Source organism: Pseudomonas sp. NPDC088322 (genome assembly GCF_044740745.1).
Lineage (GTDB): Bacteria > Pseudomonadota > Gammaproteobacteria > Pseudomonadales > Pseudomonadaceae > Aquipseudomonas > Aquipseudomonas shirazensis.
Genome location: NZ_JBIURK010000004.1, coordinates 210805 through 234499, shown reverse-complemented (window position 1 = coordinate 234499; position 23695 = coordinate 210805). Strand labels below are relative to the sequence as shown.

At 62.6% G+C, this 23695-nt stretch carries 26 protein-coding genes and 1 tRNA gene; 14 read left to right on the top strand and 13 right to left on the bottom strand.

Annotated elements, in window-relative coordinates; genetic code table 11:
* Positions 1-132 precede the first annotated feature (132 nt).
* On the top strand, positions 133-1335 hold the full coding sequence (locus ACIOAU_RS11855; RefSeq protein WP_150570112.1) for an MFS transporter: 1203 nt from the start codon (positions 133-135) through the stop codon (positions 1333-1335).
* A gap of 194 nt (positions 1336-1529) precedes the next feature.
* Positions 1530-3656 carry a TonB-dependent siderophore receptor gene (locus tag ACIOAU_RS11850; RefSeq protein WP_401182121.1) on the top strand — a complete coding sequence of 709 codons (2127 nt, stop codon included), beginning with the start codon at positions 1530-1532 and terminating at the stop codon, positions 3654-3656.
* Positions 3657-3772: 116 nt separating this feature from the next.
* Here the strand turns inward: ACIOAU_RS11850 and ACIOAU_RS11845 are convergent.
* Positions 3773-3862, bottom strand: a tRNA-Ser gene (locus ACIOAU_RS11845).
* 288 nt (positions 3863-4150) lie between these two features.
* On the opposite strand from ACIOAU_RS11845, the gene ACIOAU_RS11840 reads away from it, so the two are divergent.
* A complete protein-coding gene (locus tag ACIOAU_RS11840) occupies positions 4151-4840 on the top strand; it encodes a crotonase/enoyl-CoA hydratase family protein (protein WP_150570110.1) in 690 nt (229 codons plus the stop codon).
* A gap of 75 nt (positions 4841-4915) precedes the next feature.
* Positions 4916-5887, top strand: a complete 972-nt coding sequence (locus ACIOAU_RS11835; protein ID WP_101321582.1) for a magnesium and cobalt transport protein CorA — start codon at positions 4916-4918, stop codon at positions 5885-5887.
* Positions 5888-5929: 42 nt separating this feature from the next.
* Here ACIOAU_RS11835 and ACIOAU_RS11830 read toward each other — a convergent pair whose 3' ends face one another.
* Entirely contained in the window at positions 5930-6667 is a 738-nt protein-coding gene (locus tag ACIOAU_RS11830) for an amidotransferase (RefSeq protein WP_401182117.1), read from the bottom strand.
* A 527-nt stretch (positions 6668-7194) separates the two neighbouring features.
* Here ACIOAU_RS11830 and ACIOAU_RS11825 point away from each other — a divergent pair.
* The gene (locus tag ACIOAU_RS11825) at positions 7195-7995 is read left to right on the top strand and encodes a c-type cytochrome (RefSeq protein WP_401182114.1); all 801 of its coding nucleotides are present in this window, start codon (positions 7195-7197) and stop codon (positions 7993-7995) included.
* A gap of 48 nt (positions 7996-8043) precedes the next feature.
* Here the strand turns inward: ACIOAU_RS11825 and ACIOAU_RS11820 are convergent, their stop codons facing one another.
* The 4 genes from ACIOAU_RS11820 to ACIOAU_RS11805 form a co-directional block, all read right to left on the bottom strand.
* Positions 8044-8376 (bottom strand): ribonuclease E inhibitor RraB, encoded by a 333-nt coding sequence (locus ACIOAU_RS11820; protein WP_101321585.1) that lies wholly within the window; start codon positions 8374-8376, stop codon positions 8044-8046.
* A gap of 193 nt (positions 8377-8569) precedes the next feature.
* Entirely contained in the window at positions 8570-8806 is a 237-nt protein-coding gene (locus ACIOAU_RS11815; RefSeq protein ID WP_101321586.1) for a hypothetical protein, read from the bottom strand.
* 147 nt (positions 8807-8953) lie between these two features.
* Positions 8954-11029, bottom strand: a complete 2076-nt coding sequence (locus ACIOAU_RS11810) for an LTA synthase family protein (protein ID WP_401182111.1) — start codon at positions 11027-11029, stop codon at positions 8954-8956.
* A gap of 188 nt (positions 11030-11217) precedes the next feature.
* Positions 11218-11409 carry a PLDc N-terminal domain-containing protein gene (locus ACIOAU_RS11805; RefSeq protein WP_101321588.1) on the bottom strand — a complete coding sequence of 64 codons (192 nt, stop codon included), beginning with the start codon at positions 11407-11409 and terminating at the stop codon, positions 11218-11220.
* A 124-nt stretch (positions 11410-11533) separates the two neighbouring features.
* Between ACIOAU_RS11805 and ACIOAU_RS11800 the strand changes: the two genes are divergently transcribed.
* Positions 11534-12484, top strand: coding sequence for a ZIP family metal transporter (locus ACIOAU_RS11800; protein WP_101321589.1), 951 nt, complete (start codon positions 11534-11536; stop codon positions 12482-12484).
* Positions 12485-12505: 21 nt separating this feature from the next.
* Here ACIOAU_RS11800 and ACIOAU_RS11795 read toward each other — a convergent pair whose 3' ends face one another.
* Together ACIOAU_RS11795 and ACIOAU_RS11790 are read right to left on the bottom strand one after the other, a co-directional pair.
* Positions 12506-13036 (bottom strand): hypothetical protein, encoded by a 531-nt coding sequence (locus ACIOAU_RS11795; RefSeq protein WP_101321590.1) that lies wholly within the window; start codon positions 13034-13036, stop codon positions 12506-12508.
* Positions 13037-13095: 59 nt separating this feature from the next.
* Positions 13096-13617, bottom strand: coding sequence for an ankyrin repeat domain-containing protein (locus ACIOAU_RS11790; protein WP_101321591.1), 522 nt, complete (start codon positions 13615-13617; stop codon positions 13096-13098).
* Positions 13618-13887: 270 nt separating this feature from the next.
* Here ACIOAU_RS11790 and ACIOAU_RS11785 point away from each other — a divergent pair, with 270 nt between their 5' ends.
* On the top strand, positions 13888-14160 hold the full coding sequence (locus ACIOAU_RS11785; protein WP_101321592.1) for a DUF3509 domain-containing protein: 273 nt from the start codon (positions 13888-13890) through the stop codon (positions 14158-14160).
* A gap of 102 nt (positions 14161-14262) precedes the next feature.
* Here ACIOAU_RS11785 and ACIOAU_RS11780 read toward each other — a convergent pair whose 3' ends face one another.
* The 3 genes from ACIOAU_RS11780 to aroC all read right to left on the bottom strand — a co-directional run bounded on the left by ACIOAU_RS11780 (position 14263) and on the right by aroC (position 17108).
* Positions 14263-14799: an oxidase gene (locus tag ACIOAU_RS11780; RefSeq protein ID WP_401182105.1), complete on the bottom strand. Its 537-nt coding sequence runs from the start codon at positions 14797-14799 to the stop codon at positions 14263-14265.
* Entirely contained in the window at positions 14799-15953 is a 1155-nt protein-coding gene (locus ACIOAU_RS11775; RefSeq protein ID WP_101321594.1) for an MFS transporter, read from the bottom strand. Before ACIOAU_RS11775 ends, ACIOAU_RS11780 begins: the two co-directional genes overlap by 1 nt.
* A 63-nt stretch (positions 15954-16016) precedes the next feature.
* Positions 16017-17108 (bottom strand): chorismate synthase, encoded by a 1092-nt coding sequence (aroC, locus tag ACIOAU_RS11770; protein ID WP_101321595.1) that lies wholly within the window; start codon positions 17106-17108, stop codon positions 16017-16019.
* A 157-nt stretch (positions 17109-17265) separates the two neighbouring features.
* Between aroC and ACIOAU_RS11765 the strand changes: the two genes are divergently transcribed.
* A complete protein-coding gene (locus tag ACIOAU_RS11765) occupies positions 17266-18225 on the top strand; it encodes an alpha/beta hydrolase (protein ID WP_401182101.1) in 960 nt (319 codons plus the stop codon).
* Between the two features lie 90 nt (positions 18226-18315).
* The gene (locus ACIOAU_RS11760) at positions 18316-19101 is read left to right on the top strand and encodes a hypothetical protein (protein WP_101321597.1); all 786 of its coding nucleotides are present in this window, start codon (positions 18316-18318) and stop codon (positions 19099-19101) included.
* A 45-nt stretch (positions 19102-19146) separates the two neighbouring features.
* On the opposite strand, the gene prmB is transcribed toward ACIOAU_RS11760, so the two are convergent.
* Positions 19147-20055, bottom strand: coding sequence for a 50S ribosomal protein L3 N(5)-glutamine methyltransferase (gene prmB, locus ACIOAU_RS11755; protein ID WP_101321598.1), 909 nt, complete (start codon positions 20053-20055; stop codon positions 19147-19149).
* Between the two features lie 178 nt (positions 20056-20233).
* On the opposite strand from prmB, the gene ACIOAU_RS11750 reads away from it, so the two are divergent.
* The 5 genes from ACIOAU_RS11750 to ACIOAU_RS11730 all read left to right on the top strand — a co-directional run bounded on the left by ACIOAU_RS11750 (position 20234) and on the right by ACIOAU_RS11730 (position 23025).
* Positions 20234-20824 (top strand): cysteine hydrolase family protein, encoded by a 591-nt coding sequence (locus ACIOAU_RS11750; RefSeq protein ID WP_101321599.1) that lies wholly within the window; start codon positions 20234-20236, stop codon positions 20822-20824.
* Positions 20825-20906: 82 nt separating this feature from the next.
* Entirely contained in the window at positions 20907-21227 is a 321-nt protein-coding gene (locus ACIOAU_RS11745) for a hypothetical protein (protein WP_101321600.1), read from the top strand.
* Between the two features lie 188 nt (positions 21228-21415).
* Positions 21416-21976, top strand: a complete 561-nt coding sequence (locus ACIOAU_RS11740) for a Smr/MutS family protein (RefSeq protein WP_101321601.1) — start codon at positions 21416-21418, stop codon at positions 21974-21976.
* 70 nt (positions 21977-22046) lie between these two features.
* Entirely contained in the window at positions 22047-22592 is a 546-nt protein-coding gene (gene folE, locus ACIOAU_RS11735) for a GTP cyclohydrolase I FolE (protein ID WP_101321602.1), read from the top strand.
* A gap of 61 nt (positions 22593-22653) precedes the next feature.
* The gene (locus ACIOAU_RS11730) at positions 22654-23025 is read left to right on the top strand and encodes a glutaredoxin (protein WP_188036511.1); all 372 of its coding nucleotides are present in this window, start codon (positions 22654-22656) and stop codon (positions 23023-23025) included.
* A 40-nt stretch (positions 23026-23065) separates the two neighbouring features.
* Here the strand turns inward: ACIOAU_RS11730 and ACIOAU_RS11725 are convergent, their stop codons facing one another.
* Positions 23066-23668, bottom strand: coding sequence for a glutathione S-transferase family protein (locus ACIOAU_RS11725; RefSeq protein WP_207073721.1), 603 nt, complete (start codon positions 23666-23668; stop codon positions 23066-23068).
* Positions 23669-23695 lie beyond the last annotated feature (27 nt).

Genomic DNA, 23695 nt, shown 5'->3' with positions numbered 1-23695 from the left:
GTACCTGCCCCGTTGCGCCAGACAACGCGACGGGGTCGCCTGGTAATCGCTACCATGCAGCAATTGAATTGGGATGGGGCCAACGCAGCCCCAATACTCGATGTACTTTTTACTGCCAGCAAAGGACCTGCCATGCCCTCCCCGACCTTGAGTCGCGCCCTCATCCTGCTGATGGCGACCGCCACCGGCCTGGCCGTTGCCAGCAACTATTACGCGCAACCTTTGCTGCACAGCATCGCCGAACAGTTTGGCCTGAGTACGGCCAGCGCCGGCACCATCGTCATCGCTGCGCAGCTCAGTTACGGCGCCGGCCTGCTGCTGCTAGCGCCGCTGGGCGACATGTTCGAGCAACGGCGGCTGATCGTGTGCATGATTGCCATCGCCACGGTCGGCCTGGTCATCAGTGCCTGCGCTCCGAACCTGGCCTGGTTGCTGGTCGGCACCACGCTGACCGGATTGTTTTCGGTGGTGGCGCAGATTCTGGTGCCGATGGCCGCCAGCCTGGCCGCCCCCGAACAACGCGGCCGCGCGGTCGGCACCTTGATGAGCGGGCTGCTGCTGGGGATCCTGCTGGCGCGCACCGCTGCGGGCTTCATGGCCGAGCTGGGCGGCTGGCGCAGCATCTATGTGCTGGCGGCAGTGTTGATGGCGATCAGCGCCATCGCGCTATACCGCAGCCTGCCGCAGCACAAGAGCCACGCTGGGCTGAAATACCCGGCACTGATTGGCTCGGTGTTTCGCCTGTTCGCCGAAGAGCCGGTGCTGCGCCTGCGCTCGTTGCTGGGGCTGTTGGCGTTCAGCCTGTTTGCGTTGTTCTGGACCCCACTGGCGTTTTTGCTGGTGCGCGAGCCCTACCACTATGGCGAGGCGGCCATCGGCCTGTTTGGCCTGGCCGGGGCTGCCGGTGCCCTGGCAGCGAACTGGGCCGGGCGCCTGGCCGACCGCGGCAAGGGTGCCCTCGGCACTACCGTGGGCCTGAGTGCGCTGGTGCTGTCGTGGCTGCCACTGGGTTTTGCCGAACAGTCGCTGGTGGCCCTGCTGATCGGTGTGTTGCTGCTTGATCTGGCGGTACAACTGGTACATGTCAGCAACCAGAACGCCGTGATCAGCCTGCGTCCCGAGGCCCGCACCCGGCTCAATGCCGGCTACATCACCTGCTACTTCATCGGCGGCGCGCTGGGCTCACTGCTGGGGACGCAGTTGTTCGAGTACAGCGGCTGGAAAGCCATCGTCGTCGCCGGGATCCTGATCGGCACGCTGGCCTTGCTGGTGTGGGTTCTGGCCGAGCGCAGGCGCAAGCTGCAGCCGCCACGCCCGTCGGCTGCCGCGAGCTGAATTATCTGCCAGCTCAATCGTTTCTCTGAACGGGCGCCTCTGAAATAGGGGCGCCCGGCGCTGCTGCGCCTGCTACCATGGCGCCCCTTTTTCGCCTGCCTGGCGCAACACCAGCAGGCTGCCCGCTGCCGCTGCCACGCCCCGCCTGCCCTCGGCGCAGCGGTGCCGCGCGCGCGTTTTTCCAGGAGCCCTGCATGACCTCGCTTCGCCCTCGCCTGCCCCTGAGCCTGCTCAGCCTTGGCCTTGCTCTGCACAGCGGGCAGGCCCTCGCTGACGGCGTGACCCTGGCGCCGTTGCAGGTGACCGATGTTTCCGCCAGCGACGGTTATCAGGTGCGCCAGGCGCAGGTCGGCGGCTGGCAGCCAGCGGCGCTGCTCGACACCCCGGCCTCGATCAGCGTATTCAGCCAGCAACTGCTGGAAGACCGCCAGGTGCGCAAGCTCAGCGAAGTGCTGCAAAGCGATGCCTCGGTGGGCGAAAGCTATGCGCCGATTGGCTACTACGAAAACTTCAACGTGCGCGGCTTCGAGCTCAATGCTGCCAGCAGCTACAAGATCAACGGCCAGACCATCGCCGGCGAGCAGAACGTCGCACTGGAGAACAAGCAGCAGGTGGAACTGCTCAAGGGCTTGTCCGGTTTGCAGAGTGGCGTCTCCGAGCCGGGCGGCCTGATCAATTACGTGACCAAACGCGCCGCCGATGTGCGCAGCGTCAGCGTCTCGACCAACGAACACGGCGAGCGCTATCTGGCCACTGACGTTGGCGGCTGGTTCGGCAGCGAGCGCCAGTTCGGCCTGCGCGCCAACCTCGCCCACGAGGACATTCGCTCGTATGTCGACCACGCCGACGGCAAGCGTGATTTTGCCTCGTTGGCGTTTGACTGGCAGATCAGCAGCAACGCCACCTTGCAGCTGGACGCCGAGTATCAGCACCGCGAGCAGCGCTCAGTGCCGGGTTATCAGCTGCTTGGTGGCAGCGCAGTGCCGCATGGGGTCGATCCGAGTGATCGGCTTGCTTATCAGCAATGGGCCAAGCCCGTGCAGAACGATTCGCTGAACCTTGGCGGGCGCTTCGAGTACCGCTTCAATGATGACTGGAGCGGCACGCTGAGTGCTTCGCGCAGCAAGGTGGTGATCGACGATTACAGTGCGTTTGCCTGGGGTTCGAGCGAAGGCGCGTTCTTTGCCGGCAATGGCGATTACGACATCTATGACTACCGCAGCCCGGACGACACCCGTCGTACCGATGAGGCGCAGGCAATGCTCAATGGTCGCTTCGATGCCCTGGGCCTCGGCCACGAATTGACCGTAGGTGCCAGTGCGCAACGCCGTACCCTCGACCAACGCCCGTACTACAACGAATGGCTCGGCAGCGGCAATATCGATACCGGCGCGCCGCCACTGGAACCGTCGAGCAAGGCCGTTGGCGCCAGCGAGCGCCGCCTCGACAGCCGCCAATACGGTGTGTTCTTCAGCGATCGCATCACCTTCAACGAGCAGTGGCAAACCGTGCTCGGTGCCCGCGAAGTGCGCCTGGATGAGAAGACTTGGGACGAGACTGGCATTGCGGGCCGCCACACGCAGCAGTATCAACTGCTGCCAAATGCTGCGCTGATCTACAAGCCGCAGCCTGACACCACCGTCTACGCCAGCTACTCCAAAGGCCTTTCGGCCGGGGGCACGGCACCGTGGTTCACCAGCAACCTCGGCGAAATCCTCGCCCCGACGCTCTCAAGGCAACTGGAACTGGGCATCAAGCATGACTGGCAAGGCATGAGCTTCAGCGCTGCGCTGTTCCAGATCCGCCAGGCCTACCAGTACGCTCGCCCTGAGGTCGGTGGCTTTACCTACGTCCAGCAAGGCCAGCAAAAAAACACCGGCCTGGAGCTCGGCGCCAGCGGTTGGGCCACCTCGAAGTTGCAACTCCAAGCCAGCGTCGCAGCTATTCGCGCGCGGGTCGAAGACAGCGGCACCGACGCTTACGAAGGCCACCAGGCGATCAACGTGCCGAAGGTGCGCGCCGCGCTGCACGCCGAATACACCCTACCGGTGCCCGGCCTGGCCCTGCTCGGCGGCGCCCGTTACAGCGCCAGCAAGTACGCCAGCCAGGCCGGTAACGTCGAAGTCGGCGGCTACACCGTGTTCGATCTCGGCAGCCGCTACCGCACAGCCATCGGCGGCTATGACACGGTACTGCGCCTGACCGTCGACAACCTGTTCGACAAACGTTACTGGCGCGACACCGGTGATTATCTGGGCGACAACTATCTGTTCCAGGGCGCCCCGCGTACGGCTCGGTTGTCGGCTTCGGTGAGTTTTTAACCCAGCGTCTACCTGCACGCGGTCATCAACCGCGTGCAGGTGAAGTACAGCCCGCAAAACCGCGCCCAAAACAAAAAACCCCCGAACTTTTCAGTTCGAGGGCTTCTCGTAGAATGTGGCGGTGAAGAAGGGATTTGAACCCTTGATACGATTTCTCGTATACACACTTTCCAGGCGTGCTCCTTCGACCACTCGGACACTTCACCGTTTCTCTTCAAGCTATTCAGCCTGTCGAGGCGCGCTAATTTAGTCGAAGAGTCGGGTATTGGCAAGCGCTTTTTTCAGAATTTTCATGCGCTTAAGCAAACCCGAGGATCGCTGCAGGGGCCGATGGCAAAGCTGCCATTGTACCCGGCGCTTTTCCCGCGCAACGGCGGCCACGGCCGCAACCCGTGGCCGCGATGGCCGCAGCTGACTGGCCGGTCAGCCTTGCTGCTTTACCTGCGCAGCTGCGCTGGGTAACGTCATCGCCACGCCACTTAAAGGACTCTGCCATGAACGAGCTGATCACTTACCACGCCGAAGACGGCATCGCCACCTTGACCCTGAACAACGGCAAGGTCAACGCCATCTCGCCAGACCTGATCACCGAATTCAACGCCGCCCTTGATCGTGCGGTAGTGGAGCGCGCCGTGGTGATCATCACCGGTCAGCCCGGCATTCTCTCCGGCGGCTACGACCTCAAGGTAATGACCTCGGGCCCACAGCAGGCGGTCTCGCTGGTCACCGCAGGCTCGACCCTGGCCCGCCGCCTGCTCGCGCACCCATTCCCGGTGATCGTCGCCTGCCCCGGCCATGCCGTGGCCAAGGGGGCGTTCCTGCTGTTGTCGGCCGACTATCGCATCGGCGTCGAAGGGCCGTACAAGATCGGCCTCAACGAAGTCGCCATCGGCATGACCATGCACCACGCCGGCATCGAACTGGCCCGCGACCGCCTGCGCCGCTCGGCCTTCCACCGCTCGGTGATCAACGCCGAGATGTTCGACCCGCAGGCGGCCCGCGAAGCTGGCTTCCTCGATGCGGTGGTACCCGCCGAGCAATTGCTTGAAGCCGCCACCAGCGCAGCCCATACGCTGAAAAAACTGAACATGAATGCGCACAAGAAAACCAAGCTGAAAGTGCGCAAGGACCTGCTCGATGCGCTCGACGAAGCGATCATCCTCGACCAGGACTTTGCCCTCTGAGCCCGCGCCGAGGTTGCCTGCGCGGCGCAGACCGACCAAGCTGTCCGACATAGTCAACCGAACAAGCGGACAGCCATGGGTCGAGTCGTCGCAGCGGCGGTGTACAGCGCCGGAAGAAAGGTCACCAACATCAGCATCGACGAGGGCAGTGAGTGGGCGAAAAAGCCCGGCCACTTCGTCTGGATCGGCCTGGAAGCGCCCAGCGCCGAAGAGCTGGCCAGCCTGCAGTGCCAGTTCAACCTGCATGAGCTGGCCATCGAGGACGCGCTGGAGAAACACAGCCGGCCCAAGCTGGAAACCTTCGGCGATGCGCTGTTCATCGTCACCTATTCGCCGGTGCGGCAGGACGGCAAGCTGGAATTCATCGAAACGCACATCTTTGCCGGCAACGGCTACATCATCACCTGCCGCAACGGCCACTCCAAATCCTACGCGCTGGTGCGCCAGCGCTGCGAAGCCCGACCGTTGCTGCTCGATCACGGTGAAGACTTCGTGCTGTATGCCCTGCTCGACTTCGTCACCGAGAATTACCAGCCAGTCAGCGAAGCGATCCACGGCGAGATCGAGGAGCTGGAACAGAGCGTGCTCAGCAGTTCGCTGATGGAAGACGACATCCGCCGCCTGCACAGCCTGCGCCGCGACATCCTGCGCCTGCGCCGCTACGTGGCGCCGATGGTGGAAATCAGCGAAGAGCTGCAGCGGCTGAGCTTCCCCTTCATCGACAAAAACATGCGCCCGTATTTTCGCGACGTGCAGATCCACGTCACCCGGCAGATGGAAGACCTGGTGAGCATTCGCGATATCGCCAGCCAGACCATCGAGATCGGCATGCTGCTGGAGTCGTCACGCCAGAGCATTACCCAGCGCAAGTTCGCCGCGTGGGCAGCGATCCTGGCGTTCCCGACGGCGATTGCCGGGATCTACGGGATGAATTTCCAGAATATGCCCGAGCTAAGCTGGCACTACGGCTACTTTGCCGTGCTGAGCGTGATCGGCCTCGGCTGCACCGGGCTGTTCGCCAGTTTCAAGCGCTCGGGTTGGTTGTAGCGGGATAAGCAGGAGCCGCGCTGGCAGCTCCTGACAACTGCCTCAGGCGGCGCTTTCCTTGGCGCTCGGTGCGTGCGCAACAAAGCGCAGCATCCACTCGCCAACCAGATCGCCTTGGTGCTCCAGCTTGAGGCTGGCAATGGCGCGCTGGTAAACCTCGTCCCCCAAATGCTCCTGGCGGGCATCGAGCAGTGCCCGCGAGTAATCATGGACAAACTCAGGGTGGCCCTGGAAGCACAGCACCTGATCGCCCACATGGTAGGCAGCGTTCGGGCAGAAATCGCTTGAAGCAATCACCGTGGCGCCTTTGGGCAGCTGAGTGACCTGATCCTGGTGGCTGATCAGCAGGGTCAACTCGGTTACCTGCGGGTCCATCCATGGCGCATGCGCAGCCAGGGTGTAGCGGTGCACGCCCACGCCCCAGCCACGGTCGGCACGTTCGGCCTTGCCGCCGAGCACCAGCGCCAGCAGTTGGTGGCCAAAGCACACACCGAGCAACTTGTCGCCACGCTCGTACAGCTTGAGCAGGTACGCCTTGAGGGTCTGGATCCACGGATCATCGCCGAATGAGTCGGCCTTGCTGCCGGTCACCAGATACGCATCGAAGCGCTCGTCCTCGGGGGGATAGTCGCCGTTCATCACGTTGTACACACGAAACTCGGCCTGGTTGACCGACTGACGCAAGAACAGCTGCTCGAACATCCTGCCGTAACCCTGGTACTGCGCCGTCAGCTCTGGCCGCAGGACGTCGGTTTCAAGGATGCAGATGCGTAACGACATAGCGATAGTCCTGAACGACACAAGGAGGGTTTGGCTGTAGAGACTGCCGCGAAAGACACGTACAAGCAAGTAGGCTGTACTGACGAACGGTAAGGGGTGTCACCCTTGGTAACCCCCATCGCGCAGCGGTCTAGCCCAGACATATCGGGCTGCTGGCAAGTGGCCTTAAATGAAACTTGAATGACAAAGCCCGAACTTAGAACAAAGGGTTCTCAAACATGCATAACCTACACCCTACTGTTGGATGTATACCCAAAAGCAGGAGGCCAGCAGAACCGGCGTGTAGCCACGCCGCTGTGATCGACCCGACCCGGCAAAGGGAAGCCAACGGCTATTCAGGAATAACAACAAGAAGGCGGTCCGCCATGTTCAGACAATCAAAAGTACGCCAAGCCGGACTCATATTGTTCGCTACCACCTTGCTGCTGATCTTGCCGAACCTTTCTCGGCTGTTTGGCTGACAGCTTGTGTGGCTATTTCAGACACTGCATAGGTAATCTGCCGATCTCACCGGTTGGAGATTACCTATGCGCATCACCTTCGCCCTGCTGGCACTGCTGCTCAGCCTGCCCGTGGCTGCGGCGCAGCTGAACCTTGAGCTGGGTGAGCGCACGCGCCATTGGCAAACTGCTGAGCTGCTTGCCCATCCGCAGGCACGTGATATCGACATCCCGGCAGACGTCGCCTACAAGCGGCCCATGCATTACCGTGTAGTGCCCTTGGCTGTGTTGCTCGAGGGCGTGCAGCCAGGCGAACACCTGCAGGCCATTGCGCTGGATGGCTTTGCTGCCGAGATGCCCGCTGCGCCGCTGTTGGCCAATGGCCCCGCGCAGGCGTGGCTGGCGGTAGAGGACAGCGCCAAGCCATGGCCCGCACTGGGTAAAGACCAGCCGAGCGCCGGGCCGTTCTATCTGGTCTGGAGCAACCCTAAGGCCAGTGCCATCCGCCCGGAGCAATGGCCCTTCCAGATCGCCACCATTCGCCGCCTGGCAGCGGTCGAGCAACGCTTCCCGGCACTGCTGCCCGAAGCCGGCCTGCCCAGTGACGACCTGGTACGCCAGGGCTTTGCCCTGTATCAACAGAACTGCATGGCCTGCCACCGCCTCAATGGCGCCGGTGATGCGCAGTTCGGTCCGGACCTGAATCGCCCCTACAATCCTACCGAGTACTTCCAGCCGGCGTTTTTGCGCAAATACATTCGCGACCCACAAAGCTTGCGCCAGTGGTCGCAGGCAAAAATGCCTGGCTTTGCCGAAAGTGTATTGAGTGAACAGGAACTGGACGCGCTGCTGGCGTACCTGACGCACATGAGCAAGCGCAAAGGGTGAGCCGCAGGTAGAGCCATTCGCGAGCGCACTCGCGAATGGCCATGGCACTTAAGCGGTTTGCCGCTCGTGCTTGACGCCCCAGCCTTCGACTTCGCCACCGAGGGGTGAAACCACCCCCTCGAAGGCCTCTTCGAAGGCACCGATGCCGCGGTAGGTTGCATACATGATCTTGCTCAACTCAAGGTTCCAGCCGCCATCATCACGTTCTCGTACCTGAGCATTCAACGACTCGCCACGAAACCGCCCGGCCGCCTGGCGGGCGCCGCTTTCATCTGGAAATACCGCATAGAACTCGATGGGGTGGATCTGGGTGAAGTCAAAACCGCCAGCTTTCATCTGGCGCAGGACATTGCTGCTGATGTCGTCGTTCTGGCTGCTCATGAATCGTCCTCCTGAATAATGCAATGGATAGACTTTCCGTGCACTACGCACCTGCCGGCGCCGGTAAGGGCCGCAAACAAGCCGAGCTGATCGAGCTGATGCAAGACGCGAAGAAAACCGCGTCGGCCCGCAGAAGAGGCCGATGCGTGAGACTAGCGTAGTGCTTATCGCAGTACTACGCCAGAGGGGCTGCTCAAGGCAGTTCGCGGATGTCGCTGATGGTTACGCCGTTCTGCTCTTTGAGCCAGCGTGCCGTCGGCGCGTCGCTACGGTCCTGGAAGTCATTCAAATCCAGTTCATTCAAAAGCGGAAAAAGCTTGGTGCGTATTGCGCGTGCCGCCTCTTCATCACTGGGACGCTGATCGCCGGTAAGCAGCAGCGTCGTCGGTTCACCTTTCTGGTCGGCAAAGATGACTTCCCACTCTTTCATCGAATAACCCTCGGTGGATACGGAATTGACTGACATCCGTTCTAGCTTGACCACTGGCTGCAGAAGTTGTTCAGCGCGCTCGCCAGGCGCACATGAAAAAGGGCCCGCCGGTTACCCGGCGAGCCCTTCACGGTGCCTCAGCGCGCCCTATTTGGGCGTGCCGTGGACCACGCCTGCGGTGTTGTCGAGCAGGCTCTTGGTAGCGGTCTGGATGTAGGCTTCGAGGTTTTTCAGCAGTTCGGGCTGATCCGGGCTTTCGATCAGTTCGGCCTTGAACTCGCTGCCCAGCTGGTAGCGGTACATGCGCGGGGTCATGTCCTTGGACTCGATCAGAATGCGGTCGCCCTTCACCAGGCCAACGATCTGCTCGCTGCCCGACGGTTTGATCATGCCCACACCCTGATCGCCTTCCGGCAGGTTGAGCAGGTCACGGCCCCAGCACTGATGACGGGTCTGGCCACCCAGGCGGCCCATGATGGTCGGCACGATGTCGACCTGGGTGCCGACGGTGTGGTCGACCGCGCCGAACTTCTCCTGGATGCCCGGACCGATCAACAGCAGCGGCACGTTGAAGCGGCCCAGATCGAGCTCGGTGACCTGTTGATGGTTACCAAAGCCGTGGTCGCCAACGATGACGAACAGGGTTTCCTTGAAGTACGGCTCTTTACGCGCCTTCTCGAAGAACTGGCCCAGCGCCCAGTCGGAATAACGCATGGCGGTCAGGTGCTCGTCGAGACGGCCCTGGCCGGTCACAGGCTCTACGGGCAGGTCTTTGGGCAGCGCGTACGGCGTGTGGTTGGAAAGCGTCTGCAGCAAGGCGTAGAACGGTTTCTTGCCGTAGTTTTTTGCCAGCTCTTCGGCACCACGGTCGAACATGTCCTGGTCGGACACACCCCAGGTTGGATCGGAGAACACCGGATTGACGAAGTCATTACGGCCGATAAAGGTGGTCATGCCCTGGTTGCCGAAGAAACCGGACTGGTTGTCCCAGGCAAAGTCGCCGTTGTAGACGTACACATCGTCGTAGTCGCGGGCACTGAGCAGCGCCGGCAGGCCGGACAGTTTGTGGCCACCCTCAGGGGTCTGCATCAGGTATTCGAAGCCTGGCAGGTTGGGGAAGCACGCCATGGTGGCAAACATGCCCTGATGGGTATGGGTGCCGTTGGAGAAGAAGCGGTCGAACAGCAGACCCTCCTTGGCCAGCTTGTCGAAATACGGCGTGATGTTGTTGGGGCTGCCCAGCGCGCCCACCGAGTGACCGGCAAAGCTCTCCATCAGGATCACCACGACGTTCTTGATCGGCAGGGTGCGCTCGGCTGGCGGTACGAAATCACGGCGGATCGCAGCTTCGTCGGCATCGACCAGGGTGTCGTGCGGCGTCAGCAGCAGGTCACGCACAGTTTGCTGTGCCACTTGCTGATCGAGCACCGGCTTCCAGACATTGGCGCGATCTTCGCCGAAGCGGCTCTTGGCAGCGTCGATCAGGGTCAGGGTGCCATTGAGGCCCAGCTGGTTGATGAAGTTGGAGTCGGTGGTGAAGGCGTCGCCCCAGCGCATCGGCGGGCCTTGGCGCAGGGTGCCACGGGCGGCAATCACGGCAATCAGCAGGATCACCATGAATACGGCCAGGCGGTAATACCAGGCCACAGGCGGGCGCGGGTTGCCGTGCAGCGCGCCGCTGGCAGGCCGGGTCAGCCGATCGATGCCTTTGAACAATAGGCTCAGCAGCCAGGTGCCGATCACCCAGGCGAGCAGATAGCGCACCACCGGGAAGCCGTACCAGAGCATGCTCAGGACGGTTTTCGGGTCTTCCTTAACGTACTGGAACACCAGTCCGTTGAGGCGCTGGTGGAACTCGCGATAGAAGTCCAGCTCCATCAGGCCAAGGAACATGACCACGCTCGAGGCGATCGTCAGCCACACGCGGAATACACCACGCGCTGCCATCGCGGCCGGGCTGAGGATCGCCAGCAGCAGCGGGATGCTCAGGTACACCACCACCCGCAGGTCGAAGCGCAGGCCATTGAGGAAGCCCTCGGCAACTGTGGAATACGGCGTATCGCCGATCATGTCGCTGTTGTAGGCCAGCAGGCCAAGGCGTACCAGGCTGAGCATCAGCATGATGACCAGGCCGCAGAGCAAGGTGTAGGCCAGGTGCGATTGCAGGGTTGGCGCGGAACGAACCGGCACGGCCCGTTGTTTCAAGGCATCCGTGTTAGCCATGAATGGGGAGATCCTAGGAGTTTGCGGGAAGGCGACAGCGCCCATAAGCCCTGCCAGCGGTCGTGGCGATAGGGCAAACGCGGCATTGTGCGGCGCGGATTCTGGTTAATCCAGTGTGAAAATTGTGTCACGAAGCAGCGACTGCGCAGTCAGCCCCGTGCTGACACGGGGCTGACTGCCGCCAAGGGTCAGACGCGCACGTTGCCGCGCGGCCCGGCGATGGCCCAGATGATCAGGCCCACTACTGGCAGCACCAGAATCAGCAGGATCCAGAGCAATTTACTGCCCGTGGACCCGCCGCTTTTGACCACGTTGATGATCGCCCAGATATCCAGGGCAAGAATGATCAGGCCGATCAGGCCGTTGAATGTCGATCCCATGCAGATACTCCCCATAAAGTCATGTCCGGTGAGCATAGTCGCCTATCACGTCGATAGAAGGGAATCCTTGGCGAGCAAGCGCGGTCACTGCTTAGACTGCTTCATCCATTGCTCAGAGGTTCGCATGCCCCCCGCTCACACCGACAGCGCCGTCGACAGCCCGACCGTTTCCCGCCTGTTCAGTAGTCTGCGCCAGCATGCGCAGGCGTCGCCGTGGCTGAGCTTCGGCCTGGGGGTGGCCTTGCTGGCCATCCTCGGCTTGCTCGGCGCCAGCATGTGGAATGCGGTCAATGGCGATCACTCGGAGAACCTGCACCTGGCCGTCCTAGGTGGCCTCGCCGGCTTTGGCGCGACGGCGCTGGGCGCGGTATTGGCGGTGGTGCTGCGCGATGTCAGCTCTCGTAGCCAGGATGTGATGCTTGGCTTTGCCGCCGGCATGATGCTCGCGGCCAGTTCGTTCTCGTTGATTCTGCCGGGGCTGGAAGCAGCCCGGGAAATTACCGGCAACGGCGCAGCAGCAGCACTGACCGTGGTGGTCGGCATGGGCCTGGGCGTGTTGCTGATGCTCGGCCTGGACCGCTTCACCCCGCATGAGCACGAAACCGTCGGCCGGCAAGGGCCGGAGGCCGAGCGGATAAATCGGGTGTGGCTGTTCGTGCTGGCGATCACCCTGCACAACCTGCCCGAGGGCATGGCCATCGGCGTCAGTTTCACCAATGGCGACATGGCTGTCGGCCTGCCGCTGACCAGCGCGATTGCCATTCAGGATATTCCCGAGGGCCTGGCAGTCGCCCTGGCCCTGCGCGCGACCGGGCTGTCGAACTTCAAAGCGGCGCTGGTTGCCGTCGGCTCGGGCTTGATGGAACCGCTAGGCGCGGTGATCGGCCTGGGCATCTCTACCGGCTTTGCCCTGGCCTACCCGATCAGCATGGGCCTGGCGGCTGGCGCGATGATCTTTGTGGTGTCCCACGAAGTGATCCCCGAAACCCACCGCAATGGCCACCAGACTTCGGCAACGCTGGGCTTGATGGGCGGCTTTGCGGTGATGATGTTTCTTGATACCGCGCTGGGCTAACCCCGGCGCGCGGTCCCCGGCTCAGACGTGGACGGCGACCTTCAAGGCTTCCAGTGCCGGCTCGACCTTGATATTCAGTTGCTGGCCCAGCTCCAGCACCCGCGCCAGGTCATGCTGGCCAACCATGACCATCTGCAGCTCCTCGTCCAGTAACTGGCTGAAGTTGAGCAGTACATAGCCGCCGGCTTCCTTGTTCAAGGCAGCCATCTGCACCTGAATGCGGTTGAGCGCAGTCAGCGCCTCGGTCTTGGCCAGTTGCTTGGGCTTGAGGTTGAGGGCGACGCTGCTGTCGAACGACTCGCTGATCGCCTGGAACAACTCCTGATAGCTGTCACCGATGAACACCACCGTCTCCGGCAAGCTGCCGAGCACGATCCACTCGCCCAGCGGCATCGGGTAGCTGTCGTCGTAGTTGATGTCTGGGTTGGCAGCGAGGAATGCGGCGGGGTCGGCGTAGGCCTGAGCGGCCTCGTCGGCAATGCGCTCGATCTCGTCATCGGGCATGCAGCCGGCACCGATGAGGCTGATGAATTCGCGCAGTTGGTCTTTCATGTGGGGGCTCTGCAAGGTGAAAAATGTCACCAAGGATAGCCGCAAACGCCCCCTGAGGGTTAGCCGGCGAGCGCCTGCAAGCGTGCTGCGGTGTCGGCCGCACCCATGGTCTGCGCTGCTGCCAGGGCGTTGGCACCGCGCACATCCTGGCGTACCGGGTCTGCGCCCTTGGCCAGCAGGAACTCAAGAATTTCGCTGCGGTTGAACATTGCCGCCAGCATCAACGCCGTACGCCCGTCGGCAGCGGCGGCATCCACCGGTACCCCATGCTCGATCAGCAGCTCGATCATCGGCAGGTCACCCTTGAACGCCGCGCCAGCAATCGGCAACTGGCCGTTGTCGTTGGCAATCAGCGGATCGGCGCCGTGCTCGAGCAGCACGCGCACGGCCTGATGATGGCCGTGGTAGCTGGCAAGCATCAGCAGGGTATCGCCCTTATGGTTACGCAGGTTGACCGGCAGGCCGCTGTCGAGCAGGCGCCCTAACATGTCGGCGTCGCCACGGCGGGCGCGGTCGAACACCTCGTCGGCAAATGCGGCTGCTTCATCGTCATTCATGGTGGCGGGCTGTTGGTCGGACATCTGTAACCTCCTGGCAAAATGGATGGCCCAAGTGTTGGTGAGGCACTGCCAGTGGGTCAAAGGTTCAGATTCTATGGGGGCAAGAGGCTGCGGCTATGACCTTGCAAAATGCACTGTGCAAATTGCATGACCTTGCACACTGCACGAGGCGCAAAATCAATAATAGGTTCAAGCTGCTGATTTTAAAGGGTTTTTTCACATGGCAAAAGCTGGCACGGTCACTGCAACCATCAACTCAACGTCTGCACACACATTCAGCCAGGAGTTGATATGGACCTTATTCAGCAAAAATTCGCCTCGGTCTTTTCCGCCTACTCGGTCAACACTCAGCCACGCCCTGACGGCGGTATCCTGCTGACCCTGCGTGCTGCCGATGGCAAAGTTACCCGCCGTGTACTGACCTACGGTCAAATGCACAGTGCCGAGCAGCTGTCGTGGGCCATCAGCGCTATCCGCCGCGACCTGGCTGAACAAGCCAGCGAACTGCCGATGATCAACATGCTGCAAAGCCAGCAGCGCTTTGCACTGCCGACTTATCGCTAAGCAAAAGCACCTGCGCGAAGCTGATCCTGCACAGCCTGTTCAGGCCTTACAGGAGCAGCCTTGCAGCGCTGGCGAGGGCGCAATCCTCGCCAGCACTATCCTTCAGAGTTCGTCCATCCCCAAAAATTCCCTTGCTTCCGGATCCCCGGTGAATTGTGCTTGCACACCTTGCTGATCGCGGAACAATCGCGCCGCCAGGCAAAACGGCGAGTTACCCAGATCAATCCAGCGTCGCGTCTGTGCCGGCACGTGCAACACATCGCCCTTCTCACATACCACCGCAAAAACAAATTCGCCTAGACGCAGAGCCATTTGAGCACGTCCGCTGATTACGGCGAACAGCTCGTCGCTGCTGTGCACATGCTCGTCGCGCAGGTCGATCTGCGACTCGATGGCACCTGCCTGATTGAGCAGGCTGACCGCGCTGAAACCGTTGGCGGTCAGCAACTGATCGAGCGGCTCACGCCAGGCATCGAGCACCTGATCATCCGGCGTACCTGGACGGATACGTACATCTGCAGGTTGCCGGGCAAAATGCACGCCGTGCTCGGCCAAGGTGGCGGCGATGTCGTCGTGGTGGGTCAGAACCTTGTTCGGCTGGCCGGGGCTGGCGGGGTGGAAAACACTGAGGATGCTCATCAGGGGCTGTTCCTGCTATCGGTCATTCGAGTGGCAATGATACCGGCTGCGGCAAAGGCTGCGACGCTGGCCATACCAAAGGTGAAGTTGGGGCCCAGCAGGTTCCAGCTGTAGCCCGCATACAATGCGCCAAGCGCGCCGCCAGTGCCGGACAGCGCCGCATACAGCGCCTGGCCCTGGCCTTGCTGGCGGGCGCCGAAGCTGGCCTGGACGAAGGCGATCGAGGCGGCATGGAAGCAGCCGAAGGTGGCCGCGTGGAGCAACTGCGAAACGATCAGCACGCCAGCATGGTCGGCCAGACTACCTAACAGCAGCCAGCGCAAGCCCGCCAGAACAAAGCTGACCAGCAGCACCTGGCGCACCGAGAAGCGCGCGAACAGTCGGCTCATGGCCATGAACATCAGCACTTCCGCAACAACCCCGAGTGCCCACAGCAAACCGATGCTGCCGCGGCTGTAACCCAGATGCTCCAGGTGCAGGGTGAGGAAGGTGTAGTACGGGCCGTGGCTGAGCTGCATCAACGCCACGCACAGATAAAAGGCAATCACCCCTGGCGCCAGTAGCTGGCGACCGAATCCCCCTGCCCTGCTGCGTTCGGCGTTCTCCACCGGCTGGGCGTTAGGCACCCACAGGCTGGCGCCGAAAATCCCGGCCATGATCGCCACCAGCGCCAGCGGGTAGATATCCAGGCTCAACCATTCAAACAACTGGCCCAGTCCCACCACCGCCAGAATAAAGCCGATCGAGCCCCACAGCCGCACCTGGCTGTAGCGCGAGGTCTGGCCATGTAGGTGGGCCAGCGTAATCACCTCGAACTGCGGCAGTACCGCATGCCAGAAGAACGCATGCAGGGCCATCACCAGCGCCAGCCAGGCGTAGCTCTTGCCGAAGAAGATCAACGAGAAACTGGCCAGGGTCGCCAGCGCGCCGAGGCGCACGATCAACAGCCGCTGACCGCTGCGATCACCCAGCCAACCCCACAGGTTGGGCGCCACGCAGCGCATCAGCATGGGGATCGCGACCAACTCGCCAATCCGCGCCGGAGAAAATCCCAGATGATCGAAATACAGCGCCAGAAACGGCGCAGTAGAGCCGAGCAATGCGAAGTAACAGAGGTAGAAACTGGACAGGCGCCAGTACGGGATGGGCGGCATGGGCGGGGTCGTCATGTACTGCCGTTGGCGGCCCGCACGCAGGCCGCCCGTGGCGAGCGAAATTTACAGCTGGCGCAGGACCGGGGTCGTTACCTGCACATTGGCGTTTTGCGCGCGGTGGCGCAGCAGATGGTCCATCAGCACCAGGGCCATCATCGCCTCGGCGATCGGCGTGGCGCGGATGCCAACGCACGGGTCATGGCGACCCTTGGTGATGACCTCCACCGGATTGCCATGGATATCGATCGACTGGCCTGGGGTGGTGATGCTCGAGGTCGGCTTCAAGGCCAGGTGGGCGACAATCGGCTGGCCCGAGGAGATTCCGCCGAGAATGCCGCCGGCATTGTTGCTGAGGAAGCCTTGCGGGGTCAGCTCGTCACGGTGCTCGGTGCCGCGCTGGGCGACGCTGGCAAAGCCGGCGCCGATTTCCACGCCTTTGACCGCGTTGATGCTCATCAGCGCGTGGGCGAGTTCGGCATCGAGGCGATCGAAGATCGGCTCGCCCAGGCCAGGCATGACGCCTTCGGCAACCACGGTGATCTTGGCCCCGACCGAGTCCTGGTCGCGGCGCAGCTGGTCCATGTAGGCCTCGAGCTCCGGTACTTTGTCCGGGTCGGGGCTGAAGAAGGCGTTGTCTTCGACGCTGTCCCAGGTCTTGAACGGGATTTCGATCGGGCCGAGCTGGCTCATGTAGCCACGCACGGTGATGCCAAGGCCGGCCAGGTATTTCTTGGCGATGGCACCTGCCGCTACACGCATGGCCGTTTCGCGGGCCGAGCTGCGCCCGCCACCACGGTAATCACGCTCACCGTATTTGTGGTGATAGGTGTAGTCAGCGTGGGCCGGGCGGAACAGGTCCTTGATCGCCGAGTAGTCTTTGGACTTCTGGTCAGTGTTGCGGATCAGCAGGCCGATCGAGCAGCCGGTGGTGCGCCCTTCGAACACGCCGGAGAGGATTTCGACTTCGTCCGGCTCCTGGCGCTGGGTGGTGTGACGGCTGGTGCCAGGCTTGCGCCGGTCGAGGTCGCGCTGCAGGTCGGCCTGGGAAATTTCCAGACCTGGCGGACACCCATCGACAATGGCGACCAACGCCGGGCCATGGCTTTCGCCAGCGGTGGTAACAGTGAACAGCTTGCCGTAGGTATTGCCGGACATGGACGCTCCGCGAAATCAGCCTGAATGGGGTGCAGCGGGCAGTATACGGAAAGCAGCCGCCCTGCGACGAGTCTGCGGGCTGATTTGTTGCCTGCAGCCGCCAGAACCTTCGTCAGAGCGCTGGGTCAAACCCTCAACTCACTACGAAGCCCTGCCCATGCTGCGCCTCACCGCCCTGCTTCTGCTGCTGTGCAGCACCCTCGCCAATGCCGCCGCCCCGACCGTTCTGCAACGCCCGATCGAACTCGATACTGGCCATGGCGTGCTGTACGGCAGCCTGCTGTTGCCACAACAGGACACCCCGCCGCCGGTGGTGCTGATCATTGCCGGCTCCGGGCCGACCGACCGCGATGGCAACAACCCGGCGGGCGGGCGCATCGACAACCTCAAGCGGCTGGCCTTGCTGCTGGCCGGCGAACACATCGCCAGCGTGCGCTTCGACAAGCGTGGCGTCGCCGCCAGCCAGCCGGCGACTCCAGACGAACGCAACCTCAGCGTCGAGGCATATGTGGCCGATACCGTGGCCTGGGCGCACAAGCTCAAGGCCGACCCGCGCTTCGGCCCGCTGATTCTGCTCGGCCACAGCGAGGGCGCGCTGATTGCCACCCTGGCCGCTGAGCAAGCCGGCGCCAGCGCCGTGATCAGCCTGTCCGGCAGCGGGCGACCGGTGGCCGAGGTCATCCGTGAGCAACTGGCCCAGCGCCTGGCGCCGGCGCAACTGGCCCAGGGCACCGCATTGCTCGACAGCCTGCAGGCCGGGCAGACCAGCCTCAACGTGCCGGTGCCACTGCGCCAGGTGTTCCGCCCGACCGTGCAGCCATACCTGATCTCGCTGCTGCGTCAGGACCCGGCCGCAGCGTTCGCCCAACTCAAGGTGCCGGCGCTGATCATCCAGGGCCGCAACGACGTGCAGGTGGATGTGGCCGACGCCGAACTGCTCAAGGCGGCCAAGCCCGATGCGCAACTGGTGTTGATCGATGGCATGAACCACACCCTGCGCATCAGCCCGCGGGACATCAGTGGCCAGCGGGAAACCTACCAGAATCCAGAGCTGCCGCTGGCGCGCGAACTTGGCCAGCGGATCGTCGCTTTTATCCGGCAATTGCCACCAGCCTGAGTAGATCGCCCTCAGGTCTTGCCTGCGCCTGCCGATAAGCAGGCATTGGCCCGCGTTTGACTGGCCGACCCCGATTCGAGGACGACCGTGATGACCGATGCCCCAGCCGCCGAGGCGACCGCAGAGCCGCAAGCCCCGGAGAGCGCCCCGCTGCCTTGGGCGGATCTGGCCGCCGAGCACTTCCAGTTGCTGCGCCTGGCGCCATTGCCCACCGACCGCCACACCGGCCCGCGACCGCTGCGTTTCGTGCAGTTTGGCTATGCCGAGCGCCACAGCAAAGAGCACAGCCTGCTGCGCATGCAGATCACCCTGCCGGGACAAAAGGTGCGCAAAGAGCAGAATCAGCTCGACATCCGCGTCGATCACCAGCTGCAACGGGTCTCGATTGGCAGCGAAAACGGGCTGCAGATGGAGCCGCTCAACCGCGGCCTGGGCCGGTTTCTGTTTGCTCAGGCGGTGCAGTGGCTGCAGGCCAACTGGTCGCACTACCAGATCGAGACGGTGGCACTGCCAAACAAGGACGCACTCAACGAAGACACCCGCCTGCGCCGCGACAATGTGCTGCGCTGCGTCGGTGTTGAAGTCGAGTACGTAGAAGGGCAACTGCTCAAAGGGCGCACGCCCGCGCTTGCCGTCAGCCAGCTCAAGGGCGGCTGGAACACCGAGAAAGTCCAGCGGGTGGACATCCTCGAGTCGGCCGGCATGCTGCAACAGGCCGAGCAGACCTTGCTGGAGAAAGAAGCTCAGATCCGCGAGCGGGATGAACGCGTGGCCAAGTACCGTCGCGAAGACGGCGGGCTGCGCTTCACCATCACCTGCCTGGTGGCCTTTGCGGTGTTCCAGGCAGGCCTGCTGATCTGGATCGCTACACGCTGATCGGCTAGCCAGGCGGGGCCGCAAAGCGGCCCCAAAACAATCAACTCAGACCCGCGCCTGGAACAGCTCCTGGTGCTGACGGCACTGCTCGGCAGTCAGCATGAACACGCCATGGCCGCCCCGCTCGAACTCAAGCCAGGTGAAATCAACCTCGGGGTACAGCGCCTCGACGTGGACCTGGCTGTTGCCCACTTCGACAATCAGCAAGCCCTTGTCGGTCAGGTGCTCGGCCGCTTCGGCGAGCATGCGCCGCACCAGGTCCAGGCCATCGTTGCCGCAGGCCAGGCCCAACTCCGGCTCGTGGTGATATTCAGCCGGCATGTCGGCGAAGTCTTCGGCATCGACATACGGCGGGTTGGACAGGATCAGGTCGAAGCGCTGCCCCGGCAGACCGGCGAAACCATCGCCCTGCACGGTGAATACACGCTGATCGAGGCCATGCCGCTCGATGTTCTGGTTGGCCACTTCGAGAGCGTCGAAGGACAGGTCGGCCAGCACCACCTCGGCCTCGGGAAACACGTCAGCCGCGACGATACCAATGCAGCCAGAGCCGGTGCACAGGTCGAGAATGCGCGCAGGCTCCTGCGCCAGCCATGGCTCGAAGCGCTTTTCCAGCAGCTCGCCAATCGGCGAACGCGGCACCAGCACGCGCTCATCGACAATGAACGACATACCACAGAACCACGCTTCGCCGAGCAGGTAAGCGGTCGGCACGCGGTCTTCGATGCGGCGCTTGAGCAGGTGCAGCAGGCGCACGCGCTCATCGTCTTCCAGGCGGCAGTCGAGGTAGCTGTCGGCGATTTCCCACGGTAGATGCACCGAGCCCAGCACCAGCAGGCGGGCTTCGTCCCAGGCATTGTCGGCACCGTGGCCGAAGAACAGCTCGTTCTCGTGGAAGCGGCTGACCGCCCAGCGAATATGGTCGCGCAGAGTGCGCAGGCGTGAAGTGATCACGGGGGACTCCTTTTCAGACAGCCTGAAAGTCTAACAGGCCCACTCGCTGAAATGTTCCACCAACGCCCTGCCGGTGGGACAGATGCCAGTAATTGCATCGCTTGCGATGTCAACCATTCCCATTGGCCGCCAAGCAGGGGACAATAGCCCGACAAAAGCCCTGCTCAAGGAGCCCTTGATGTCTGTTCCAACCACGATGTTCCGCCTCAGCGGCCGCGACTATCCGCCGGCCAAGCTGGGCAACGCCAGCCTGATCATCATCGATGCGCAGAAGGAGTACCTCAGTGGTCCCCTGCAACTGTCGGGCATGGACGAGGCCGTGGCCAACATCGCCAGGTTGCTCGACGCGGCGCGCAAGGCTGGCCGGCCGATCATCCATGTGCGCCACCTGGGCACCGTTGGCGGCCTGTTCGATCCACAAGGCCCGCGCGGCGAGTTCATCGAAGGCCTGGAGCCACGCGGTGACGAGATCGTCATCGAAAAGCGCATGCCCAATGCCTTCAAGAACACCTCACTGCACGAAACCCTGCAGAACAAGGGCCATCTGGACCTGATCGTGTGCGGCTTCATGAGCCATTCCAGCGTCAGCACCACGGTGCGCCGCGCCAAGGACTATGGTTATCGTTGCACGCTGGTCGAAGATGCCTCCGCCACGCGCGATCTGGCGTTCAAGGACACGGTCATTCCAGCGGCACAGATTCACCAGGGCGAAATGGCCGTGATGGCCGACAACTTTGCCTGTGTTGCACCGACTGCCAGCCTGGTCTGAGCACGGTTAGGCGCCTGCCGGGCGGGCGGAACCGGGTGACTGCAGGTGGGTCGAATGGCCGATAGCGCAGAGGAAATCCGCAATGAAGCTTTCTGACAGTTTCGACGCCAAGCGCCTGCGCTCGCGCCCGCCGCGCAACTGGACGGCGCGGTTGGGCGCTGGCCTGTCTGTGCTGATCGCGACCTTGGGCATCCTGTTGATGATGGCCGGGTTTGCCGGTTTGCTGGGCAACTATGCAGCGCTGGCGGATTTGAATGCCAACCGGCCGCTGGCAGCGACCGTGCTGGGTGGCGGCGTGTTGTTGCTGTGGCTGGGGGTTTGGTTGTGGCGGCGCAGCCGGATTAGGTTGCGCCGTGGCCGTGAATTGAACATTGCCCCGCACTTGATGAAGAAGCACGACTGACGTTCCTCGGGGCCGCTTTGCGCCCCTTTCGCGACACAAGGCCGCTCCTACAGCGACCGCGTCAGGCTGGGTGGACGCGGCCCCTGTAGGAGCGGCCTCGTGTCGCGAAAGACCAGCAAAGCTGGCCCCTGCTGCCTCCCGCTGATCCGCAGACTCGCGTAAACTCCCCGGCCCACGTGGAGGCCTGCATGCAAGACGATGACTTTTCCCTGTTCCATGCCGAAGTGCGCGGCGTAAAGCCGATCAAGCATGACCGCGCCGAGGTCGGCAAAGCCAAGCCTGACCGCAAGCAGCTGGCCGGCCTGCGCCAGTCCGCCACGGTACGCAGTGATCAGCCGCTGGTGGTTGACGGCATGTCTGACCAGTTCGTCATTGACGTAGCCGCCGAAGACGAGCTGTCATGGCGCCGCGATGGCGTGCAGGAAAGCCAGCTGCGCAAGCTCAAGCTCGGCCAGATCGCCTTTGAAGGCAGCATCGACTTGCACGGCATGAGCGTCGAGAAAGCCCGCGAGATCCTCTGGGCGTTTCTCGCCGAAGCCACCAAGCTGGAAGTGCGCTGCGTGCGTGTGACCCACGGCAAGGCGGCGCGCCTGGACGGCAAGCGGCCGATGATCAAGAGTCACGTCAATACTTGGCTGCGCCAACACCCCCAGGTACTCGGCTTCACCTCATGCCAGGCGCGCCACGGCGGCACTGGCGCGGTATACGTGATTCTGAAACGAACCATGCTCGACGGCCGCGACGAATAACGCCGCGCTTGCAGCGCCGTCGTTGCCGCCGTACCCTTGCGTATTTGCGTTTACTCCCACAGGTAGATCCATGTCCCTGGAACAGAACTACACCGAGATCCTCAGCCAGATTGGCGAGGACGTCTCCCGCGAAGGCCTGCTCGACACGCCAAAGCGGGCCGCAAAGGCCATGCAGTACCTTTGCCGCGGTTATCAACAGACCCTGGAAGAGGTCACCAACGGCGCGCTGTTCACCTCCGACAACAGCGAGATGGTGTTGGTGCGGGACATCGAGCTGTATTCGATGTGTGAACACCACATGCTGCCGTTCATTGGCAAGGCGCATGTAGCCTACCTGCCCAAGGGTAAAGTGATCGGCCTGTCCAAGGTCGCGCGGATCGTCGACATGTACGCCCGCCGCCTGCAGATCCAGGAAAACCTCAGCCGCCAGATCGCCGAGGCGATCGAGAAGGTCACTGGCGCTGCCGGCGTGGCCGTGGTTATCGAGGCCAAGCACATGTGCATGATGATGCGCGGCGTCGAAAAGCAGAATTCGAGCATGATCACTTCGGTCATGCTCGGTGAGTTCCGCGCCAATGCCGCGACTCGCAGCGAGTTTCTCAGCCTGATCAAGTGATCGGCTGGTGATCCCGAACCGACCCTGATGGGTCGGTTTTTTATTTGTTCAGGAGTTGCCCATGATCGTCAAAGCCCTGCGGGTCGGCCTCGGCCAGCTTATCGTGTTCGGTGACTTGATCAGCCGCCCAGCCAAGCGCAAGCGCAATGCCGCTGCCCAGGCTGCGGTCGAGCAGCAGGCCAAGGGCCTGGCTTTGTACCAGTTTCATGCCTGCCCATTCTGCGTGAAGACCCGGCGTAACCTGCATCGGTTGAACGTGCCGGTGGCGCTGCGTGATGCCAAGAACGACCCGCAGCATCGCCAGGCGCTGCTCGAAGGCGGCGGCCGAGTCAAAGTACCGTGCCTGCGCATCGAAGAAGCCGGGGAAGTGACCTGGATGTATGAGTCCAAGGCGATCATTGCCTATCTGGATCAGCGCTTCGGTACAGTCTGAGGCTGCCGGGGCTGGTTCGCAGCCCCGATCTACGCTGCCCTCACTCCCCCATCGGCACATGCCGAGGATGCTCGGCCACCCGCGCCAGCCACTCGCGCACCGCAGGGTAGCCAGCCAGGTCAAAGCCGCCCTGATGCGCCACGTGGGTGTAGGCATACAGCGCCACATCGGCAATCGAATACTGCTCGCCGACCAGGTATGGGGTCATCTCCAGCTGCTTGTTCATCACCTTGAGCGCCTTGTAGCCGCCCTTGTGCAAGCCTTTGTATTCTTCCAGGCGGTCATCCGGCAGGCCCAGGTAGTACTGAATGAACCGCGCCACGGCGATGTACGGCTCATGGCTGTACTGCTCGAAGAACTGCCACTGCAACACTTGCGTTCGCAGGCGCGGCTCGGTCGGCAGGAACTCGCTGCCATCGGCGAGGAAGTTGAGAATCGCGTTCGACTCCCACAGGCAGGTGCCGTCTTCAAGCTCGAGCACCGGCACCTTGCCGTTAGGGTTCTTGGCGAGAAACTCCGGGGTTTCGGTCTCGCCTTTGAGAATGTCCACCGGGTGCCATTCAAATTCATGCCCGAGCAGGTTCAGCATCAGCTTGACCTTGTAGCAGTTGCCCGATTTGTAATCGCCGTAAACCTTGTACATCGCCCCTTCCCCTCTGCGCAGTTGTCG

What these genes read in the sequence shown, in the direction of transcription:
- ACIOAU_RS11820 (WP_101321585.1), bottom strand. Translation starts at nt 8,376, where the DNA reads ATGAGCAGCCAGAACGACGACATCAGCAGCAATGTCCTGCGCCAGATG.
- ACIOAU_RS11855 (WP_150570112.1), top strand. Translation starts at nt 133, where the DNA reads ATGCCCTCCCCGACCTTGAGTCGCGCCCTCATCCTGCTGATGGCGACC.
- ACIOAU_RS11745 (WP_101321600.1), top strand. Translation starts at nt 20,907, where the DNA reads ATGAAGCTTTCTGACAGTTTCGACGCCAAGCGCCTGCGCTCGCGCCCG.
- folE (WP_101321602.1), top strand. Translation starts at nt 22,047, where the DNA reads ATGTCCCTGGAACAGAACTACACCGAGATCCTCAGCCAGATTGGCGAG.
- ACIOAU_RS11805 (WP_101321588.1), bottom strand. Translation starts at nt 11,409, where the DNA reads ATGGGATCGACATTCAACGGCCTGATCGGCCTGATCATTCTTGCCCTG.
- ACIOAU_RS11810 (WP_401182111.1), bottom strand. Translation starts at nt 11,029, where the DNA reads ATGGCTAACACGGATGCCTTGAAACAACGGGCCGTGCCGGTTCGTTCC.
- ACIOAU_RS11830 (WP_401182117.1), bottom strand. Translation starts at nt 6,667, where the DNA reads ATGTCGTTACGCATCTGCATCCTTGAAACCGACGTCCTGCGGCCAGAG.
- ACIOAU_RS11740 (WP_101321601.1), top strand. Translation starts at nt 21,416, where the DNA reads ATGCAAGACGATGACTTTTCCCTGTTCCATGCCGAAGTGCGCGGCGTA.
- ACIOAU_RS11785 (WP_101321592.1), top strand. Translation starts at nt 13,888, where the DNA reads ATGGACCTTATTCAGCAAAAATTCGCCTCGGTCTTTTCCGCCTACTCG.
- ACIOAU_RS11850 (WP_401182121.1), top strand. Translation starts at nt 1,530, where the DNA reads ATGACCTCGCTTCGCCCTCGCCTGCCCCTGAGCCTGCTCAGCCTTGGC.
- ACIOAU_RS11725 (WP_207073721.1), bottom strand. Translation starts at nt 23,668, where the DNA reads ATGTACAAGGTTTACGGCGATTACAAATCGGGCAACTGCTACAAGGTC.
- ACIOAU_RS11795 (WP_101321590.1), bottom strand. Translation starts at nt 13,036, where the DNA reads ATGAAAGACCAACTGCGCGAATTCATCAGCCTCATCGGTGCCGGCTGC.
- ACIOAU_RS11800 (WP_101321589.1), top strand. Translation starts at nt 11,534, where the DNA reads ATGCCCCCCGCTCACACCGACAGCGCCGTCGACAGCCCGACCGTTTCC.
- ACIOAU_RS11765 (WP_401182101.1), top strand. Translation starts at nt 17,266, where the DNA reads ATGCTGCGCCTCACCGCCCTGCTTCTGCTGCTGTGCAGCACCCTCGCC.
- ACIOAU_RS11760 (WP_101321597.1), top strand. Translation starts at nt 18,316, where the DNA reads ATGACCGATGCCCCAGCCGCCGAGGCGACCGCAGAGCCGCAAGCCCCG.
- ACIOAU_RS11840 (WP_150570110.1), top strand. Translation starts at nt 4,151, where the DNA reads ATGAACGAGCTGATCACTTACCACGCCGAAGACGGCATCGCCACCTTG.
- aroC (WP_101321595.1), bottom strand. Translation starts at nt 17,108, where the DNA reads ATGTCCGGCAATACCTACGGCAAGCTGTTCACTGTTACCACCGCTGGC.
- ACIOAU_RS11835 (WP_101321582.1), top strand. Translation starts at nt 4,916, where the DNA reads ATGGGTCGAGTCGTCGCAGCGGCGGTGTACAGCGCCGGAAGAAAGGTC.
- ACIOAU_RS11750 (WP_101321599.1), top strand. Translation starts at nt 20,234, where the DNA reads ATGTCTGTTCCAACCACGATGTTCCGCCTCAGCGGCCGCGACTATCCG.
- ACIOAU_RS11780 (WP_401182105.1), bottom strand. Translation starts at nt 14,799, where the DNA reads ATGAGCATCCTCAGTGTTTTCCACCCCGCCAGCCCCGGCCAGCCGAAC.
- ACIOAU_RS11775 (WP_101321594.1), bottom strand. Translation starts at nt 15,953, where the DNA reads ATGCCGCCCATCCCGTACTGGCGCCTGTCCAGTTTCTACCTCTGTTAC.
- ACIOAU_RS11790 (WP_101321591.1), bottom strand. Translation starts at nt 13,617, where the DNA reads ATGTCCGACCAACAGCCCGCCACCATGAATGACGATGAAGCAGCCGCA.
- ACIOAU_RS11825 (WP_401182114.1), top strand. Translation starts at nt 7,195, where the DNA reads ATGCGCATCACCTTCGCCCTGCTGGCACTGCTGCTCAGCCTGCCCGTG.
- ACIOAU_RS11815 (WP_101321586.1), bottom strand. Translation starts at nt 8,806, where the DNA reads ATGAAAGAGTGGGAAGTCATCTTTGCCGACCAGAAAGGTGAACCGACG.
- ACIOAU_RS11730 (WP_188036511.1), top strand. Translation starts at nt 22,654, where the DNA reads ATGATCGTCAAAGCCCTGCGGGTCGGCCTCGGCCAGCTTATCGTGTTC.